The organism is Peribacillus sp. FW305-BF15 (assembly GCF_058783805.1).
Genome location: NZ_JBYSYV010000003.1, coordinates 135,425 through 155,175 on the forward strand (window position 1 = coordinate 135,425; position 19,751 = coordinate 155,175).

Annotated in this window: 20 protein-coding genes; 1 reads left to right on the forward strand and 19 read right to left on the reverse strand. The window is 42.6% G+C overall.

The genetic code is table 11. The features are described 5' to 3' along the window. Nucleotides 1-42: 42 nt before the first annotated feature. The 18 genes from glyA to AC3WLU_RS04055 form a co-directional block, all read right to left on the reverse strand. Nucleotides 43-1,284 carry a serine hydroxymethyltransferase gene (glyA, locus tag AC3WLU_RS03970; protein WP_098864408.1) on the reverse strand — a complete coding sequence of 414 codons (1,242 nt, stop codon included), beginning with the start codon at nucleotides 1,282-1,284 and terminating at the stop codon, nucleotides 43-45. Between the two features lie 371 nt (nucleotides 1,285-1,655). Next, a complete protein-coding gene (locus AC3WLU_RS03975; protein WP_400449998.1) occupies nucleotides 1,656-2,249 on the reverse strand; it encodes a TIGR01440 family protein in 594 nt (197 codons plus the stop codon). Nucleotides 2,250-2,307: 58 nt separating this feature from the next. Beyond that, nucleotides 2,308-2,754, reverse strand: coding sequence for a ribose 5-phosphate isomerase B (gene rpiB / locus AC3WLU_RS03980; protein WP_034315832.1), 447 nt, complete (start codon nucleotides 2,752-2,754; stop codon nucleotides 2,308-2,310). A 333-nt stretch (nucleotides 2,755-3,087) separates the two neighbouring features. Then, nucleotides 3,088-3,531, reverse strand: coding sequence for a low molecular weight protein arginine phosphatase (locus AC3WLU_RS03985; protein WP_492596849.1), 444 nt, complete (start codon nucleotides 3,529-3,531; stop codon nucleotides 3,088-3,090). Between the two features lie 142 nt (nucleotides 3,532-3,673). Next, nucleotides 3,674-4,240, reverse strand: a complete 567-nt coding sequence (locus tag AC3WLU_RS03990) for a manganese efflux pump MntP (protein WP_048685870.1) — start codon at nucleotides 4,238-4,240, stop codon at nucleotides 3,674-3,676. A gap of 74 nt (nucleotides 4,241-4,314) precedes the next feature. Continuing rightward, complete coding sequence (locus AC3WLU_RS03995; RefSeq protein ID WP_106027217.1) at nucleotides 4,315-5,364, reverse strand: L-threonylcarbamoyladenylate synthase; 1,050 nt, start codon at nucleotides 5,362-5,364, stop codon at nucleotides 4,315-4,317. A 289-nt stretch (nucleotides 5,365-5,653) separates the two neighbouring features. Then, nucleotides 5,654-6,586, reverse strand: a complete 933-nt coding sequence (gene spoIIR, locus AC3WLU_RS04000) for a stage II sporulation protein R (protein ID WP_063574647.1) — start codon at nucleotides 6,584-6,586, stop codon at nucleotides 5,654-5,656. A gap of 150 nt (nucleotides 6,587-6,736) precedes the next feature. Further along, complete coding sequence (gene prmC / locus AC3WLU_RS04005) at nucleotides 6,737-7,591, reverse strand: peptide chain release factor N(5)-glutamine methyltransferase (protein ID WP_057278310.1); 855 nt, start codon at nucleotides 7,589-7,591, stop codon at nucleotides 6,737-6,739. A 7-nt stretch (nucleotides 7,592-7,598) separates the two neighbouring features. Continuing rightward, nucleotides 7,599-8,669, reverse strand: a complete 1,071-nt coding sequence (gene prfA / locus AC3WLU_RS04010) for a peptide chain release factor 1 (RefSeq protein ID WP_048683507.1) — start codon at nucleotides 8,667-8,669, stop codon at nucleotides 7,599-7,601. A 164-nt stretch (nucleotides 8,670-8,833) separates the two neighbouring features. Continuing rightward, nucleotides 8,834-9,283 (reverse strand): hypothetical protein, encoded by a 450-nt coding sequence (locus AC3WLU_RS04015; protein WP_057278192.1) that lies wholly within the window; start codon nucleotides 9,281-9,283, stop codon nucleotides 8,834-8,836. 189 nt (nucleotides 9,284-9,472) lie between these two features. Continuing rightward, on the reverse strand, nucleotides 9,473-10,078 hold the full coding sequence (locus tag AC3WLU_RS04020) for a thymidine kinase (RefSeq protein ID WP_034315845.1): 606 nt from the start codon (nucleotides 10,076-10,078) through the stop codon (nucleotides 9,473-9,475). Between the two features lie 138 nt (nucleotides 10,079-10,216). Beyond that, complete coding sequence (rpmE, locus tag AC3WLU_RS04025) at nucleotides 10,217-10,417, reverse strand: 50S ribosomal protein L31 (RefSeq protein ID WP_034315847.1); 201 nt, start codon at nucleotides 10,415-10,417, stop codon at nucleotides 10,217-10,219. Between the two features lie 149 nt (nucleotides 10,418-10,566). Beyond that, the gene (gene rho, locus AC3WLU_RS04030; protein WP_034315849.1) at nucleotides 10,567-11,856 is read right to left on the reverse strand and encodes a transcription termination factor Rho; all 1,290 of its coding nucleotides are present in this window, start codon (nucleotides 11,854-11,856) and stop codon (nucleotides 10,567-10,569) included. 318 nt (nucleotides 11,857-12,174) lie between these two features. After that, a complete protein-coding gene (gene glpX, locus AC3WLU_RS04035; RefSeq protein WP_034315852.1) occupies nucleotides 12,175-13,137 on the reverse strand; it encodes a class II fructose-bisphosphatase in 963 nt (320 codons plus the stop codon). Between the two features lie 99 nt (nucleotides 13,138-13,236). Continuing rightward, nucleotides 13,237-14,520 (reverse strand): UDP-N-acetylglucosamine 1-carboxyvinyltransferase, encoded by a 1,284-nt coding sequence (murA, locus tag AC3WLU_RS04040; protein ID WP_034315853.1) that lies wholly within the window; start codon nucleotides 14,518-14,520, stop codon nucleotides 13,237-13,239. A gap of 208 nt (nucleotides 14,521-14,728) precedes the next feature. Continuing rightward, nucleotides 14,729-15,379: a fructose-6-phosphate aldolase gene (gene fsa / locus AC3WLU_RS04045; RefSeq protein ID WP_034315855.1), complete on the reverse strand. Its 651-nt coding sequence runs from the start codon at nucleotides 15,377-15,379 to the stop codon at nucleotides 14,729-14,731. A gap of 160 nt (nucleotides 15,380-15,539) precedes the next feature. Continuing rightward, nucleotides 15,540-16,397 (reverse strand): class II fructose-bisphosphate aldolase, encoded by an 858-nt coding sequence (locus AC3WLU_RS04050; protein ID WP_048683519.1) that lies wholly within the window; start codon nucleotides 16,395-16,397, stop codon nucleotides 15,540-15,542. 248 nt (nucleotides 16,398-16,645) lie between these two features. Next, nucleotides 16,646-17,017: a response regulator gene (locus AC3WLU_RS04055; protein ID WP_034315860.1), complete on the reverse strand. Its 372-nt coding sequence runs from the start codon at nucleotides 17,015-17,017 to the stop codon at nucleotides 16,646-16,648. 310 nt (nucleotides 17,018-17,327) lie between these two features. Here AC3WLU_RS04055 and AC3WLU_RS04060 point away from each other — a divergent pair, with 310 nt between their 5' ends. Next, nucleotides 17,328-17,858, forward strand: a complete 531-nt coding sequence (locus AC3WLU_RS04060) for a DUF2529 domain-containing protein (protein WP_145506368.1) — start codon at nucleotides 17,328-17,330, stop codon at nucleotides 17,856-17,858. Between the two features lie 262 nt (nucleotides 17,859-18,120). Here the strand turns inward: AC3WLU_RS04060 and pyrG are convergent, their stop codons facing one another. After that, complete coding sequence (pyrG, locus tag AC3WLU_RS04065; RefSeq protein WP_048683527.1) at nucleotides 18,121-19,728, reverse strand: CTP synthase; 1,608 nt, start codon at nucleotides 19,726-19,728, stop codon at nucleotides 18,121-18,123. Nucleotides 19,729-19,751: the final 23 nt, after the last annotated feature.

The following is a 19,751-nucleotide window of genomic DNA, read 5'->3' on the forward strand; positions in this document are numbered from 1 at the left end:
ATAAATGAAAAAACCGCTCCCTTTAAAGGGAGCGGCCCGATATTACAATGAAGGATATAATTCAAATTTGTTCGCTAATGATTCAACACGCTGTTTTGCTTCTTCAAGCTTAGCTGTGTCTTCATTATTTTTCAATACAAGTCCGATGATAGCAGCTATTTCATCCATGTCTTCCAATCCGAAGCCACGTGATGTCACTGCCGCAGTCCCAATACGTATACCGCTGGTAACGAATGGTTTTTCCGGGTCATAAGGAATCGCATTTTTGTTCACGGTAATACCGATTTCATCCAAAACATGCTCTGCGATTTTTCCCGTTAACCCTGTAGAGCGTACATCAAGAAGAATCAAGTGATTGTCCGTTCCATCAGAAACAAGAGTGAACCCTTCTTTCTTCAAACCTTCACCCAAACGTTTAGCATTGTCGATGATTTGTTGAGCATATACTTTAAAATCATCTTGAAGCGCTTCGCCGAATGCAACAGCCTTAGCTGATATAACATGCATCAAAGGACCGCCTTGAATTCCAGGGAAGATGGATTTATCGATCTTCTTACCGAATTCTTCTTTACAGATGATCATCCCGCCGCGTGGTCCGCGAAGTGTTTTATGAGTAGTTGTCGTTACAAAGTCAGCATAAGGAATTGGACTTTGATGTAATCCAGCCGCAACTAAACCTGCAATATGCGCCATGTCGACCATTAAATATGCCCCGACTTCATCCGCAATTTCACGGAATCGCTTGAAGTCGATTTCCCGTGGATATGCACTTGCACCCGCTACGATCAATTTAGGTTTGTGTTGACGCGCTTTTTCCAATACATCATTGTAATCGATACGGTGATCTTTTTCGTCTACACCATATTCAACAAAGTTGTAGTTAACACCACTGAAGTTTACTGGACTTCCATGTGTTAAGTGACCGCCATGCGAAAGGTTCATCCCAAGCACTGTGTCGCCAGTTTGAAGCACTGTAAAGTAAACGGCCATATTGGCTTGAGCTCCAGAGTGAGGCTGTACGTTCACATACTCGCCTCCGAAAATTTCTTTCGCACGCTCACGTGCTAGATCTTCAACGATGTCTACATACTCACATCCGCCATAGTAACGTTTTCCAGGGTATCCTTCTGCATACTTATTAGTCAAGACCGATCCTTGCGCTTCCATGACAGCTTCACTCACGAAGTTTTCAGAAGCAATAAGCTCAATTTTACTTCTTTGACGCCCTAATTCCAGTTGAATTGCGTTAAACACTTGCTCATCTTGCTTTGCTAAACGATTCATTCCGTAATTCCTCCTTAAATTGTGCGTGATTCGCTTTTTAGTATTTATGTGCAACATGCCTTCAAAAAGCATGAAAAAGCCATATCAATAGTTATTAGAAAATTCTACTCCATTTTAACATGTCTAATTTAGAAGTGATAGTCTAATTTTATCGAACATTAAATGTTTTTTCATTTAAAAATGTTCGTATTTAACATCAGAATTATGGTAAATAGCTCTTTCACCTTATATTACAAGAGCGAAATCACCATTCTATTAGCACTATAAAGGAAAGTTTTTTCTTTTGATCCTTTACCTTGAGCGTTACGATTTTGCCCGCCTTAATTAAAAAACAGCATTCCCCATCCGAGAAATGCTGTCTTACTTACCCATTAAGTACAACTTTTGTTTTCAGAGAGGTCCCGATAAACAGCACGCTCCCCGCCAATCAGCTTCGGGCGGGTTTTTGCCATCGTCACATGTGCATGTCCTATTTCTTTAATGGCAGAGCGAATCGGAACTGCAACATGCTTCAGATGCATACCAATGAATGTGTCTCCAATATCTATCCCCGCATCCGCTTTGATATGTTCAACGACTACTGCATCTTTCCATTGCTGATAGGCGTACGTCGCCATCGATCCCCCAGCTGTTCTTACAGGTACGACCGAAACTTCTTCATAACCATAACGAATCGCGGTTTCCCTTTGTAAAACCAAGGCCCTATTTAGATGCTCACAACATTGGTATGCAACCTGAACACCCGTTTTTCCTTGAAAATCCCTCACTACGGAAAAAATCATCCCAGCAACATCGAGCGTCCCTTCAGTACCGATCCTTTTCCCGATCACTTCACTTGTACTGCAGCCGATAACCAGTAGCTGTTTCTCTTTTAAAGCCGTCTGTTCTTGGAACTCGTATAAAAGTTCCCGAAACTGGTTTTCCCACATCTCAAGCTCATTTGAAAATGTAGCATCACTTGTCATGAAAACGCATCCTTTCAATAAGAAACTTGCCATCGGAACTCTCCAAAAACCAAAAGAATTAGCTGTGCTTACCTTCGTACTCCGCAATCTTACCAATCCTGTTTTGATGGCGTCCGCCCTCAAATTCCGAAGTCAGCCACGTTTGGGCAATTTCCCTGGCTAGACCCGGGCCAATGACACGTTCCCCCATCGCTAACATATTGGTATCATTATGCTGACGGGTCAATTTCGCACTATAGACATCATGAACCAATGCACATCGTATTCCTTTGACCTTATTGGCAGCAATGCTCATTCCGATTCCAGTTCCACAGATTAAAATGCCCCGATCGAACTCACCCCGTGCCACTTTTTCAGCAACCGGCAAGGCATAATCAGGATAATCCACCGACGTACTGCATTCACAGCCAAAGTCCTCGAATGGAATCTGTAACTCATTCAATAAATTCTTTATTTCTTCACGGATATGTATACCACCATGATCCGAAGCAATCGCAACTTTCATCATAATCCTCCTCTAGCTTTTTCATTTGATTTTATTGTGTCACAAAATTATGAAAAGATAAAGGATGTCCATCCTTTTCCCCGCAAAGAAGCAGGAAACCTACTCTGGTTTCCTGCTAGCGGGTAATGGTCCTGTTCAACTTTTCCGCTTTCGCCCTAAGTTCCATTGCCGATTTTTCGACATTTTCCATGACTGCCCCTTGTTCGCTTGTGACAGCCGTCACTTCTTCCGCTCCAGCAGATGCTTATTCTGCAATGGCAGCCAATGCTGCCTTGATCCTATACCAAGCTTAGTAGTATCTTTTACCCCAGCAGCAACATTATGTACGCCAGTTCAATTTTTAAGCCTTTTGACTAATTCATCTATCAATTCCTGCAGCTCTCTAAACGTTTCCCGATAAATGCCTTCAGAACCGCCGAACGGATCCATTATATCTCTATCATATTTATCTCCGAGAATGAATTCTTTTAAAGTAAAGGTCTTATCGATCATTTGGGGATATGAACGGGTAATGGCCGATTTATGCCCTTCCGTCATGGTGAAGATATAAGTCGCCCACTCCATTTCCTTCGCGGATAAAGGCGTTGAATGATGATTATGCACTATGTCATTTTCAACCAATACATTTTTAGCATGCATTGAAGCATCCTGACCTGTCGAAGCATACACGCCTGCGGACTTCACTTCAACACCCGCAATATTCTTGTTTTTCAATATCGCTTCTGCCATCGGGCTTCGGCATGTGTTACCTGTACATACAAATAATACTCGGATCATTTTAACGCCTCCTTTTTTATTCATTATAAGCTATCGCCCGTTTATTATAGTCAAAAAATCACTGTCATTTTGTCCGAAGAAAAATAAAAACCGCTCCGTTAATCGGAACAGTTGAGGTAGGAATGATATGAATTCAGGCGGATCAAAAAGAGAACAATAGTTTCAATCCAAACGCACACAGGATGCTTCCGCCAAGAATCTCACTATACACGCCAAGCAAACCCTGCATTTTTCTACCCAGTAAAAGCCCCGCCCACGTTAATAGAGTGGCGGCAAACCCAAAACAAAGAACCGTTAAAATCGTTTTGGCACCGTAAATCCCCAGAGTCAACCCTACCGAGAAGCTATCCAGGCTTACCCCTAAAGCAAAAATGATTAAACCTTTCCCGACAGGAGCCAGCATCTTATTTTGCATGGCACCAGCCCCATCCTTTTTACCAGGAATAAACATCTGTATACCAAGAATGATCAACAATAGACCGCCGGCGTATGTAGCGAAGGTCCCGAATTTTTCTGAAATGAAACGGCCTGCCCCCATTCCAAGCAAGGGCATCCAAATATGAAAAATGCCGACTGTCAAACCTATAAACAGAATTTGCCTCAACCTTAGCTTAAACATTCCCATTCCAAGGCCCACTGAAAAGGCATCCATTCCCAAAGCGAAGGCCATTAGCAATAAGGTGATGATTTCTCCAGCAAATGTATTCATTCCAATCCCCCTCGGACGTGCCTACTACATGTTATGCATGTCCGAAAAGAAATAGAAGGATAAATCAGTCCTTATTACACATGTTCCTTGATGATTTGATGACCTGCTGCCTTCTCAAGCCGGTTCATGACCGCAGCCCCTATTCCATGGTCAGGAAACATTTCACTAAAAATGACATCGACCTCCAGCTCGTCAAACTGTCTTAAGGCATCATATAAGCCTGTCGCAACTGTATGTAAATCGGCTAGTGAACCTGGGACAACCACATAATCCGCCTTATAATCCTGTTGATGTTCATGAGCCGTAATGATGCCCACCTTTAACCCGTCACTTCTTTTTTCATCCACAAGCTTCTGAAGGAAAGCTTGATTACCCTTGACTAAAAATAGAGGGGCCTTCGGAGCATAGTGGGTATATTTCATGCCCGGAGCCTTTGGCGCCGTTTCCTGATTCTTCAAAGCGACATCTTGCCTGACTTCCCCAATTACCGCTTCCAGCTGTTCCAGGGTCACCCCGCCAGGCCTTAAAATAACAGGGACTTCCACAGTGCAATCCAGTACTGTGGATTCCACGCCCACACCTGTATTCCCGCCATCGACTATACCTGCAATCCGGCCCATCAAGTCATCTTCAACATGTTTTGCTGAAGTGGGGCTTGGTTTCCCGGAAGTATTTGCACTTGGAGCCGCAATGGGCAAACCACTCGCACGAATAAGGCCAAGGGCAACCTGATGATCCGGCATCCTGACAGCCACCGTGTCCAATCCAGCTGTCACAAGATTCGATAGCTGGCCCGGTTTCCGTTTCATGATCAAAGTCAAAGGACCCGGCCAAAATTCTGCCATTAGCTTCCGGGCCTGTTCCGGAATCTCTTCTACAATACCCGACAACTGGTCATCGGAGGCTATATGAACGATTAAAGGATTATCACTTGGACGCCCCTTTGCTTCGAACACTTTTTTGACCGCCTCGTCATTTTTGGCATTCGCGCCGAGTCCATAAACGGTCTCTGTAGGAAAAGCAACCACTTGATTAGCCTTTAATAATTCAGCTGATTGTGTAATCTGGGGATAACTTTGTAAATTATCCACATTTTTATCCACTGACCAAATTTTCGTTTTCATCTTGAACATCATCGCCTTTTAACATTTCTTATTTTATATAATCGCTTTAATATGAACGGTATTTTCAACTTAACGTACGAATTCCACTTAAAAGATACTTTGAAAGTATAAAAGAAGTATACACATATTTCAAGTGTTATCCACAAATTGGGGATAACCACATCGAATCCGTGGATAACTTTGTGGATATTAATGATTAATGACAGACTTTTTTGATTTTTTGTTAATAACCCTGTGGATATGTTTTTAAAATTATCTGAATTTAAAGAAGAGGGACTCTGCCCCCTCCTTAAAATAGATCATTGAAGATTTCTGCAAACAAGGACTTCACTTCCACCTCGGGCTCCTTTTCCCCTTCATATAATTGTTGACCTTTTTCATTGGATGCCGCAAGTTCAACCTTGTTTTCTTCAGCTTTCCCTTCAATGACTTCCTCTGTCACTTGTTCCTTATCTTTCACTGCCACTTCTTCTTTTACCTCTGGCTCTACAACCTCTTCTTTTACCGTTACTTCCGGCGCTTCCTCTTTTACACTCTCCTCGATTACCTCTTCTTCAACTACTTCCTCCGGCCTTTTTTCCTTTTCAGCCAGCACTTCTTCTTCAACCACTTCCTCCGCAACAGGTTCACTCTCTTCATTCGTTGCAGCATACGCCGTTCCTTCCGAAGTCAAGGAACCTTCCTCTTCATCCTCGACAATCGGACTTTGACTTACAGCCGTCCCATTTGAAAAATCCAAGAAACACAATGGGGGAAATAACACACACCACCAATTAGCACCGTCCCCTTCACCAAGCGTGATAATCACTGCTTCATATTCCCCTGCCGGATATAAATACTGCCCGTACAGCTTTGTCGGAAATTCAGCTTGTCCAAAATCCACTTTCACCGACTGCTCCAAACCCTGTTCCTTTATTACCGCCTCAGCCGTCGCCTGGATATCCGGCAGATGCGAGGTGATCACATCCCTCGCCTCATCCAAAGAAGTAAGCTCAGCGACCCACTTTGTGATATCTTCATTTACCTTATCCCTAATCAGCCGTTTAACCGCTTGGTCCTCTTCTTTATCACTATTGGCGAGTATCCGCAGCCGAATCGCCTCATCCGGGATTACCTTTGTATCTTCTGCACCGACCATCTCCGCTTTAGGCATATATATACTTACGATCGTTCCTATAGTTAAGATTAATAGATAAATAATGGCTAAATGTTTAGTTTTCATCGCCTTCGCCCCCTCACATGAATCAGTCTCACCATTTTTCAGCTATCTTAAACTAGTAAAAACAAAAAAAGTTGATAGCTGGAAATATAGATTCCAAAGGATAATGAGGGTGCTGTCCCTAAAAAAACCGTCTCACATAAGGGAGACGGATCATTTTAATTCAGCAAAGACCATTCGATCTTTTTCATTAATGTCATTTATGATGGATACTTCCGCGGCAGGAAAGGTTCGCTTCAATAAATCGGCAACCGCCGCCCCCTGTCCTGCACCCACTTCAAAACCGATCAGTCCAGGCACCTTCATCACCAAAGGTAACTGTTCCATAAAGCGGCGGTAAAAATCCAGCCCATCGATACCGGCAAACAACGCACGGTGTGGTTCATGACCAGTCACGACCACTGACATGGATTTATGATCATCTTCTGGTATATATGGCGGATTCGATAAAAGAATGTCCACCTTCTCGTTTATATTCATGAAAGGCGAAAGCAAATCACCTTGCATGAACTCCACTTCGGCACCAAGTGATTCGGCATTTTTCCTCGCCACCTCAAGCGATGGTTGAGCTATGTCCGTGGCCGTCACCATCAGGTTTGATTTTTCAAGTTTCATCGTTATGGCAATTGCGCCGCTGCCAGTCCCAATATCAACTAAACGGAGCCTCTGTCCCTCCATAAAAATGGCCGGGAGTTTACGTAATGTATAATAAATCAATTCTTCTGTTTCCGGTCTCGGTATGAGCACTTCTTCATTCACAAAAAAGGTCCGTCCATAAAATTCTTCACTGCCGATTATATATTGGATGGGCGTCCCCTCAGCATGCAGCTCAATAGCGTCCTTAAATTGCCCAAAATCCGCTTCACTAAGCTCATCATGAAGGTTGGCCAGCATTTGGGAGCGAGTTTGTTTTAAAAAGTGCTGTAACAGGATTTCCCCAGCATTGGCATCACGATCATTTTCCTTTAAAAAAGAAGAAGCCCATTTAAGGGCTTCAAAAACTTTCACGGCAGAATTACTCATCTGCATTTTCCAGCCTTGAAGATTGGTCTTCCATGATTAATGCATCAACGACTTCATCCAGTTTACCTTCCATGATTTGATCCAGTTTTTGAATCGTTAAACCAATGCGGTGGTCGGTAACGCGGTTTTGCGGGAAGTTATAAGTCCGAATCCTTTCAGATCGATCGCCCGTTCCAACGGCCAGCTTCCTGTTTTGATCATATTCCGCCTGTATTTCGCGATTGATTTTATCGAACACCCTGGCACGCAAAACTTTCATTGCCTTTTCTTTGTTCTTGATTTGTGATTTTTCATCTTGACAGGATACAACCGTATTAGTCGGAATATGAGTCAAGCGCACCGCTGACATTGTCGTATTGACACTTTGCCCTCCAGGACCGCTTGATGCAAAGGTATCGACACGAATATCCTTATCATGGATTTCAACTTCCACTTCCTCAGCTTCAGGTAAAACGGCAACCGTGGCTGTAGATGTATGAATCCGACCGCCTGATTCCGTTTCAGGTACTCGCTGAACGCGATGGGCTCCATTTTCGAATTTCAACTTTGAATAAGCGCCATTGCCATTAATCATGAATATGATTTCCTTGTAGCCGCCAAGCCCAGTAGGATTTGCTTCAATGACTTCAGTCCGCCAGCCCTGCACCTCGGCAAAACGGCTATACATCCGGTATAGACTGCCTGCAAATAAGGCCGCCTCATCTCCGCCAGCCGCACCGCGGATCTCCATGATTACGTTTTTATCATCGTTGGGGTCTTTCGGAATAAGCAATATTTTCAGCTTATCCTCAAGGCCTTGTATGGTCTCATCAAGTTCATTGATCTCTTCTTTTACCATTTCACGCATTTCCGCATCAAGTTTCTCCTCCAGCATTGCCTTCGCTTCCTGAAGTTGCTCACGAACCGCTTTATATTCTTTATAAGTCGACGCGGTCTCTTGAATGCTGGATTGCTCCTTGGAATATTCCCTTAGCTTCTTGGAGTCATTAATGATCTCCGGGTCACTTAATAGTTCATTCAATCTTTCATATCTATCTTCTACTGCTTGCAAACGATCAAACAAATTATTCACCTCATAAATTTTCCAAAACATCTTAAACGATTTGGAAGTAATCCATCTCTTATTACTATAAATAAGTAGCTCAGTGCCCCAGCTCAGTTCACTTCTAGGTTAATTATAGTATAGGTGAATAATCAACGTCAAAGAGATTCAAAAATGTCGTGCCGTTACTTATTTAATTTGACATCTACATTATATTGAGGCACAACCCTGTTTATCATGCCTTGTATTCGCTGCATTTCCTTTTTTCTTTCTTTTTCGGTCTTGATTTTGCCTTTATCATGGACCGTAACGTGTATGGTATTTCCATTAAACCAAACGGAACCGGCCTCATAATTAGTTTCCGATTCGATCACCCCGCGGATTTCATCAATTTGCTGACCCATGGATGGAGAATTATTGGATGTATGATGCGGTGTGTTGAGGACCTGATCTGATGGTCGTTCCGCTTCATTATCCCAATCTTTATTGGATACTTGATTTAAACCATTGCCAACCCTGCCATCCCGGGATTGATCTCCATATTCCGAATCATTATTTATTGCATTGTCATTTTGACCGCATGCCGTTAGTGCAGCAAGCAGAAAGGCCGTCATGATAAGCAGTTTTGATTTCATTATTTTTTCCCTCCATTTTGACTGGTTAAGAAGAACATTTCCTCGTTAGCCTACCCAAAATGGGGCAATATTTATCTTTTATTTCCCTTCCATGTATTGGTCAGGCTACCTGAATAACTCGACAGTTTTTCCATTTTTCCGCATAAAAAAAGCACCCTGTGATCTCATTGGATCATAGGGCACCATCATTCAAATATGTTCTTTAATCCCAACAGCCTGCTTACCCGGAACTTCATGATGATGGCGGCAGCGGGGCTCGTACGATTCCGATGCACCCACAAGGATGATCGGCTCATCATAGGAGGCCGGCTCCCCATCTATCAGGCGCTGTGTCCTGCTCGCAGGTGATCCGCATACTTCACACACTGCCTGCAGCTTAGTCACCGATTCTGCAAGCGATAATAGAACAGGCATAGGGCCGAATGGTTCACCTCTGAAATCTTGATCGAGTCCAGCCATAATCACTCGATAACCGCTGTCCGCAAGATGCTGGGCAACCCCGATAATTTCATGATCAAAAAATTGCACTTCATCTATTGCAATGATATCCAAGGGCTTGTCCAAATACTTAAAAATATCCGTTGAATGGGCAATCGGTTTTGCCATCACAGAAGAGCCATTGTGTGATACGACAGCCTCTTCCGCATAGCGATTATCAATAGCTGGTTTAAATACAGCTATCTGCTCTTTAGCAAATTGAGCACGGCTGACTCGTTTAATCAATTCTTCAGATTTACCTGAAAACATGCTTCCGCAAATAAGCTCGATCCAGCCTGTTTGTTTCATTACATACATGGAAACAGCTACTCCCTTCCACCTGTCGATCCATTGGCCATAATTGAAGTCGACCTGGCTTTGTATAAATTCTTACTTGTTTATGGAAAAGAAAAAACAGGCAAGAAAAATACTTGCCTGTTTTTTAAAAAGTCCGGCTTATTTAATACCGTATTTTTTGTTGAAACGATCAACACGTCCGCCAGCTTCAGCGAATTTTTGACGACCAGTATAGAATGGATGGCACTCTGAACAAGTCTCAACTTTGATCTCTTCTTTAACTGAACCAGTTTCAAAAGTGTTTCCGCAAGAGCAAATTACTTTTGAAAGCTTATAATTTGGATGAATTCCAGTTTTCATTCTTTTCATCTCCTTATGCCCTGAATCATTCGAAACAGAGTTATATACTTCAAGTTGAGGGAAAAGCACCCTCACATTTATTGTAAAAACACATGAACTCATTATAACAACTTAAGACTAGTTGTGCAACTGTTTGTTTCTTACAGGGTTTAAGAACGTTTTACGCTCGCTGGACCCTTTTTCATTTCTGACATCTCTTCATCCAGCTTACTGAAAAATTCTTCATTGCCTTTTGTCTGTTTTAGACGGCGAAGGAATTTCTCCGAGAAATCAGGCGAATCTGACATCGTTTTCCTGATGGCCCATAGTTTATCCAGGCGATCTTTCGGAATTAGCAATTCTTCTTTACGCGTGCCTGAGCGACGAATATCGATTGCCGGGAAGATCCGCCTTTCGGCAAGGGCACGATCTAGATGCAGCTCCATATTACCCGTACCTTTAAATTCTTCATAAATGACATCATCCATTCTTGAACCCGTATCTACCAATGCTGTAGCAAGGATCGTCAGGCTGCCGCCTTCCTCGATATTCCTCGCCGCACCGAAAAAGCGTTTCGGACGATGGAATGCAGCAGGGTCAATACCCCCTGACAGTGTACGTCCGCTCGGCGGAATGACAAGGTTGTAAGCACGGGCTAGGCGAGTGATGCTGTCCATTAAAATGATGACATCCCGTTTATGCTCCACAAGGCGCATGGCTCGTTCCAACACCAGCTCAGCCACCTTGATATGGTTTTCCGGCACTTCATCGAATGTTGAACTTACCACGTCTCCTGCGACGGAACGTTCAATGTCTGTCACTTCTTCCGGGCGTTCATCGATTAACAGCACAATCAATTCCGATTCGGGATGGTTTGTGGTTATCGCATTGGCAATTTCCTTGATGAGCATCGTTTTACCGGCTTTTGGCGGTGCAACAATCAGACCACGCTGTCCAAAACCGACCGGTGCCAGGACATCCATAATCCTGGTCGATAAGTTCTTCGGTGTCGTTTCCAGTTTAATTTGCCTGTTAGGATACAGCGGTGTTAAACCTGGAAAGTGGACACGCTCTTTAGCTGATTCCGGATTATCGCCATTGACCGCTTCAACATGCAGCAATCCATAATAGCGCTCGTTTTCTTTTGGAGGCCTAACCTTACCGGACACTTTATCTCCATTTCGCAAATCGAATCTGCGGATCTGTGAAGCCGAAATATAAATATCCTCCGAGCTTGGAGAATAATTAATTGGACGCAGGAAACCGAAGCCCTCTGAAGGGATGATCTCTAAAACGCCCTCCATGAATAGGAGACCGTCCTGCTCAGCTTGCGCTTTCAGGATAGCGAAAATAAGTTCCTTTTTGGAAAGTTTGCTGTAATAGGAAACTTTATATTCACGAGCGTGCTCATAGAGATCCTTAAGTTTCATGTTTTCTAAATTAGAAATAGTTAAATTCATTATGACACCACACTTTTATTAATTAAACGTTTTCACCCATACTGAAAAAGAATTGGTTTGTTAGATGGAAGAAAAACCGCAATCCATGTACCCGACCAGAGTTTTCTTAGAAAGGATGATACATTTTTACATGTAAAGAAGAAAATTATTTGAAGGCTTCTTGAAGTTTGGAGTGAAAGGGCAGATTTTAAATTATTAATAGTAGACCAAGCTTTATTTTACTTTTTTTATTTTAATTATTCAACTTAAATTTTTTTAAAGAGAAAGCGAGCGATGAAACCGCTCGCTTTTTAAAAGTGATTTTTCTAAAAAATGCTATCAGTCAATCAAACCATTCGGTTTAATCTTAAGACTGTGACGCCCATCAATGAATCGAACGGTACCAGATTTAGCACGCATGACTACGGATTGCGTTTCGCCGTAATGCCCTTTAAATTGTACACCGCGTAAAAGTTCTCCGTCAGTCACACCTGTTGCAGCAAAAATTGCGTCATCTCCGCGAACAAGATCTTCCATTCTGAGGACTTTTCCTAATTCAAGGCCCATTTTCCCACAGCGTTCCACTTCTTCATCAGTATGTGGAACGAGCTTACCTTGAATTTCCCCTCCAAGGCATTTCAAGGCAACGGCTGCAATGACTCCCTCTGGAGCTCCGCCAGATCCGAATAAGATGTCAACACCGGTAAGATCGAAGGCCGTATTTATCGCTCCTGCGACATCTCCATCATTGATCAGCTTGATACGTGCCCCTGCCTCACGAAGTTCATGAATGATCTTCGAATGACGATCGCGGTTCAATACTGTTGCAACCACGTCTTGGATATCTTTATTTTTTGCCTTGGCTACCGCTTTCAGGTTGTCCAACACGGAAGCATTGATATCAATCTGACCAACCGCCTCGGGTCCGACTGCTATTTTATCCATATACATATCCGGGGCATGAAGCAAGTTCCCCTTATCGGCTATCGCCAATACAGCCAATGCATTCCAGCCGCCAGATGCAACGATGTTCGTTCCTTCTAATGGATCAACCGCAACATCCACTAGTGGCCCAAGACCAGTGCCAAGTTTTTCGCCAATATAAAGCATTGGCGCCTCATCCATTTCCCCTTCACCGATTACAACCGTTCCTTGCATGGGAATGGTATTGAAAACATCCCGCATCGCAGTTGTTGCTGCATCATCCGCTTCGTCTTTCTTTCCTCTTCCCATCCAACGAGCTGAATTTAGTGCCGCCGCCTCTGTTACGCGGACTAGCTCCATCGATAAACTTCTTTCCATTTCCGGTTCCCCCTCATGTACACTAGCATGATTTATTTATATATTAGTATAACACATTATATCATATATAGTAACACAATGAGGTAACAAGAAAAGGGATCAGCTTTTAAGCTGCTCCACTTCTTCTTGAGTCATTTCTTCACGCCAAATCGTCGCTCCCAAACCTGAAAGTTTTTCAACAAGATGGCTATATCCGCGATCTATATGTTCAAGCCCTGTCACTTCTGTAATTCCTTCTGCCATTAAACCGGCAATTACCAGAGCTGCTCCGGCACGTAAATCGCTTGCCTTCACTTTTGCCCCATGAAGTTGGACAGGACCATCGACGATGCCCGCTCTGCCCTCGACTTTGATCTTCGCATTCATGCGTCGCAGTTCATCAATATGCTTAAATCGTGCCCCGTATATCGTATCGGTCACCATGCTAGAACCGCTTGCTTTTGTTAAAAGGGAAGTGAAAGGTTGCTGAAGATCTGTTGGGAATCCAGGGTAAACCAACGTCTTGATATCAACGGATTTATAATTTTCTCCCGGTGAGACAAATATCTGGTCATCACCCGCTTCAATATTGATCCCCATTTCCCTCAATTTGGCAGTCAATGACTCCAAATGCTGGGGAATGACATTATCGATCAGAATCCCTTCACCGACAGCAGCGGCTAAAATCATGAAAGTACCGGCTTCAATCCGATCCGGTATGATCGTATGCTTGCAACCATGCAAACTTTCCACACCATCAATACGAATGATATCCGTTCCAGCACCCTTAATTTTCGCTCCCATATTGGTCAACAATGTGGCGACATCGATGATTTCCGGTTCTTTCGCAGCGTTTTCAATCACAGTGCGGCCTTTGGCCAAAACGGCGGCAAGCATGATGTTGATCGTTGCCCCTACACTAACGACATCCAAATATATGCGTGCTCCCCGGAGCTCGTCTGCCCTAAGGTAAATGGCTCCTTGTTCATTCGTCACTTGTGCGCCAAGTGCTTCGAACCCCTTAATATGCTGATCTATCGGACGGGGTCCTAAATGGCAGCCTCCTGGCAAGCCGATCACTGCCTTTTTGAATTTGCCAAGCATTGCCCCCATTAAATAATACGAAGCACGTAACTTCTTGACCCTGCCATTCGGAAGAGGCATTGAAATCATCCTGCTGGGGTTGACTGTCATCTGTCCTTCGTCAAAGGACACCTCACCGCCAATTTCCTCCATTAACTCTTTCAGCATCTGTACATCCGAGATATCAGGCAGGCCTTCAATCGTTACGGGAGAGTCCGCCAAAATTGTTGCCGGAATAAGGGCAACCGCACTATTTTTTGCTCCGCTGACACGAATGCTTCCCTTTAGGGGATAGCCACCGGCAATTTTAAGTTTTTCCATAATAAACTCCCTTCCACGCTAAGCACTTAGAAGCTACTTCCAAAAAGTAATATTTTACCACAAGAAATTTGCATAATCCGACAACATTTACTATCTAGTTCTTTAGTTTACACAAAAGTAGAAAATTCATGTAAAAAAAGATAAAAATTTCTAATTTATGTTAATTTTATTAAAACAGTGCAATCTATAGCGACTTAGCGGCAAGGCATTATGCTTCTGTACGTGAATTCCAATCATTCAAGAAAGCTTCAATCCCTTTATCCGTTAATGGGTGGTGGAATAATTGCATTAAAACTTTATAAGGAATCGTTGCAATATGTGCTCCTTTAAGAGCCGCTTCTGTAATATGCATCGGATGGCGGATGGAAGCTGCAATGATCTCAGCATTGATATCATGAATTGCAAATATGTCCGCAATATCCGAAATTAAATCCAAACCATTTTGGCCGATATCGTCCAAGCGTCCTAAAAATGGCGATACATAAGTTGCTCCCGCCCTAGCTGCCAATAATGCTTGGTTTGCACTGAAAATAAGCGTGACATTTGTTTTGACACCTTGTTTTGTAAGTGCTGAAACAGCCTTCAAGCCATCTGGAGTCATTGGCACTTTGATCGTGATATTAGGTGCAATCGCAACAAGCTCCTTGGCTTCTGCCATCATTCCTTCAAAATCAAGCGCAATGACTTCAGCAGAAACGGATTCCTTAACAAGGCTTGTGATTTCTTTTAGCCGGTCATGGAAAGAAACTCCCTTTTCCCTTGCAACAAGTGATGGGTTAGTCGTAACACCTGCTAGAACGCCAAGTTCGTGCGCTTGTTTGATTTCTTCCATATTTGCTGTATCTATAAAGAATTTCATAAAATATCCTCCGTATGTAATCGATTTTTTATTTCTCTATTGATTCTAATTGTTCGAAAAATAGAGATCGGATTAAGCCCAAATCTAAAAGAAACCATTAGGGGGGAGCCCCCCAATGGGAATATTGCCTAACATTTAAAGGGATGGAACCCTTTTGAAATTATGCTTTGCCGTTTGAACCGAATTCACGAATTTTGCCGATGACCGTTTCTTTAATAGCTTCACGGCCAGGAACCATGTATTTACGAGGATCGTACACTTCAGAATCGTTATTCAGGATTTCACGAACCGCTTTTGTGAACACAATTTGATTTTCCGTATTCACATTGATTTTTGATGTTCCAAGAGAAATCGCTTTTTGGATATCTTTCGTAGGGATGCCTGTACCGCCATGAAGAACAAGAGGTTTGTTCGTTAAATCCCGTACTTCTTCCATTTCTTTATAGCCTAGGTTAGGTTCACCTTTGTATGGTCCGTGAACGGATCCCAAAGCTGGAGCAAAACAGTCGACATTCGTTTCTTTAACCAACTGTTCACATTCTTGAGGGTCTGCATATACGACTCCATCAGCGATTATATCATCTTCTTGTCCGCCAACCGTGCCCACTTCCGCTTCTACCGAAACATTACGTGCGTGAGCGAATTCGACAACCTTCTTGGTTGTTTCGATATTTTCTTCAATTGGATGATGTGAAGCATCGATCATTACTGAAGTGAATCCCGCTTCGATGGCTTCCTTACATTTATCATAACTTGAACCATGGTCAAGGTGAATGGCCACAGGAACAGTGATTTTCATGTCTTCCAACAAACCTTGAACCATCATGACAGTCGTTTTAAAACCACCCATATGACGGGCAGCGCCTTCGGAAACACCAAGGATGACTGGAGATTTTTCTTGTTCAGCAGCAGCTAGGATAGCTTGAGTCCATTCAAGGTTATTGATATTGAATTGACCTACTGCATATTTTTCATCAAGGGCTTTATTCAGCATATCTTTCATAGAAACTAAAGGCATTTGATTTCCTCCTACTAGTGGATGTTTATTTTTAAAGTTAATTCTTTCTAGATATTCCCTAAAACCAAAGTAGCATACGCTTTATAAATCAGAATATCTCTCCTCTTTTAGCATATCAATACATCAAAAAAACAGCAACAATTACAACTGTACCATGTCTCAAATTTTATTCCAAAAAAACACGGCCCATCTAAAAAAAAGATAGCCGCGGTAATTTCCCCGTCAATAATATTAAACTTTCAAGACCGTTAACTCGATTGAATCGGTAAGTATTCACGAACGGCTTTTCTAATATCATCAATATCAAACGGCTTTGCAAAGTGTGTCATTGCACCTAAATCCTTTGCTTCTTGAATCATATCAAGTTCACCATATGCCGTCATGATTATGACCCGGATGTCCGGATCGACGACTTTCATCCTTTTCAAGATCTCAATGCCATCCATTCCCGGAATCTTCATATCCAGCAATACAAGATCGGGTGAATGGTTATTTAGCACTTCCAAGGCTTGAATGCCATTAGCTGCTTGAAATGTTTCATACCCTTCTTTATGTAACACCTCGTTCAATAAAATACGAATCCCGAATTGATCATCAACAATCAATATTTTCCCTGGCATTTTATCACCTCTCCCCTTCCCGATTCATCCATTAAATATATTAGCCTATTCGGCCTATTACCCGAAAAAGGGTAGTTACATAGATTGCGTCAAATTACTTGAGCAACGCATTTATTCATTCATGACATCTATGTTCATATTCGATAATTGTAACAAAATTCCTGCTGTATGGCTAAAAGGAATTTTAATTTTTTTGTTTTTTCGACCGATTTAGTTAATTCTGCCCTTTGGACCAAAAACCCTGAAACCTGTCAATGCAAAGGAAAGTCCTTTATAATAAGTATATTATTTTTTAAAGGAGTCCCTGATCATGTTAAAAATTTTCTCGACACAGATAAGCGGTTTATTTAAAAAAATGATTGAAAATGAAGCCTTTGAAATGGAGGATGCCGGACGCCTGCTGGCTCAGGCTGTGGTTGGGGACGGTTCTGTGTTCATTCACGGTTTTGGTGAAATGCAGGGCGTCACTGCCGAGGCATTGCATGGGGAAGAACCCTTTCCTAAGGCAAAAAGCTATGATTTAAGTGAAACGATTTCCAAGGAAGATCGATTTCTTATATTCAGCCGCCATTCGGATGATTCAGAAGCATTGATGCTGGCAAAACAACTCAAGGAAAAAGATATCCCATTTGTTGCGGTTTCTACATCCGTCCCTTCCGAAGAAGATTCCCTTTTGGAGTTGGCTGACGTACATATTGATTTACGCATCCAACGGGGATTGATTCCCGATGAAACCGGAAATCGATATGGGTACCCTACCCTCCTTACCGCTCTTTTCGCTTATCATGGAATTAAATTCACTCTTGAAGAAATCATAAAAGAATATGAAGATGAAGAATGATGAATTCATCTAGAAAGGTTCGGAAAAATATATCTTTCATCAAATGATGTTCCCGAACCCACTGACCACCCTCTAAATGTTAAAACAAATTTGATTGGAGCGGGGGTGTGCGGGACTCATGCGGGAAAGCAAGTCTAAGCGGTGCTTGGAGTGGCCATCAACCTCCCAAAGTACAAACCATAAAAAAAACTGTAGGCAAACTCGATTTTCTTCAAGTTTGCCTACAGTCTGAAACAGCCACAGGGGCTGTTTTTTTTGTTTATTAACGATTTTCGCCGTTCTTTAATGACATACCGACAAAGTCGCGGAATAGCGGCTGTGGACGGTTAGGACGTGACGTGAATTCCGGATGGAATTGGGAAGCCACAAACCAAGGATGATCTTTCAGTTCAATGATTTCGACTAGACGGCCATCTGGACTTGTACCGGAGAACACGAATCCTGCCTCTTCCATAGCTTGACGGTAGTGGTTATTGAATTCATAACGGTGACGGTGACGTTCATAAACAACCTCGTCATTATAAGCTTCGTATGCTTTAGTACCTTCGATAAGCTTACATGGATACAGACCAAGACGAAGTGTTCCGCCCAAATCTTCTACATCCTTCTGCTCAGGAAGAAGATCGATGATTGGATCAGGAGTATCCTCCTTAATTTCAGCTGAATGTGCTTCTGGCAATCCCAAGACGTTGCGTGCATACTCAATGGACGCCAACTGCATGCCTAAGCAAATTCCGAAGAATGGTTTTTTTGTCGTGCGGGCAAATTCAGTCGCTGCAATTTTCCCTTCGATTCCACGATCTCCAAAACCTCCAGGTACAAGGATTCCATCTGCATCTTGAAGAAGTTCTGCAACATTTTCTTTAGTTACATCTTCGGAATTCACCCAGTCGATTTCAACATCTGCATCAAATGCGTAACCAGCATGCTTAAGTGCTTCCACTACAGAAAGATAAGCATCTTGCAATTCAACATATTTTCCGACTAAGGCGATTTTCGTTTTCTTTGATAAAGAAGTAACCTTTTTGACTAGTTCCTTCCAATCTTCCATATCCGCTTCGCCACAGTCCAATTGCAAGTGATCACAAACGATTTGGTCCATATTTTGGGCTTGAAGCGCTAGAGGGATGGAGTAAAGTGTATCCGCATCAAGACATTCGATAACAGAATTTTTATCGATATCGCAGAATAAAGCGATTTTATCCTTCATATCTTGTGAAATCGGGCTTTCTGTACGTGCAACGATGATATTTGGCTGAATGCCAAGGCTGCGTAATTCTTTTACACTATGCTGTGTCGGTTTTGTTTTCATTTCACCTGCAGCTTTGATGTAGGGAACCAGTGTACAGTGGATATACATAACATTATTGATGCCGATATCACTCTTGATTTGGCGAATCGCTTCAAGGAATGGAAGAGACTCGATATCCCCTACAGTACCGCCAATTTCAGTGATGACTATGTCGGCATTCGTTTCATTGCCTGAACGGAAAACCCGTTCTTTAATTTCATTCGTGATATGGGGAATGACTTGAACCGTTCCACCTAGATAATCGCCACGGCGTTCTTTTCTCAGGACGGTTGAATAAATTCTGCCTGTAGTCACATTGCTGTGTTTACCAAGGTTGATATCGATGAAACGCTCATAGTGCCCCAAATCCAAATCCGTTTCAGCACCATCATCCGTTACAAACACTTCACCATGTTGATATGGACTCATCGTACCAGGATCCAAGTTGATATAAGGGTCAAACTTCTGGATCGTAACATTCAATCCCCTATTTTTTAATAATCTTCCTAAAGAAGCGGCCGTAATCCCTTTTCCCAAGGAAGAAACTACTCCACCTGTCACAAAAATATATTTTGTCATCTTATATCCTCCTAATAGAATGT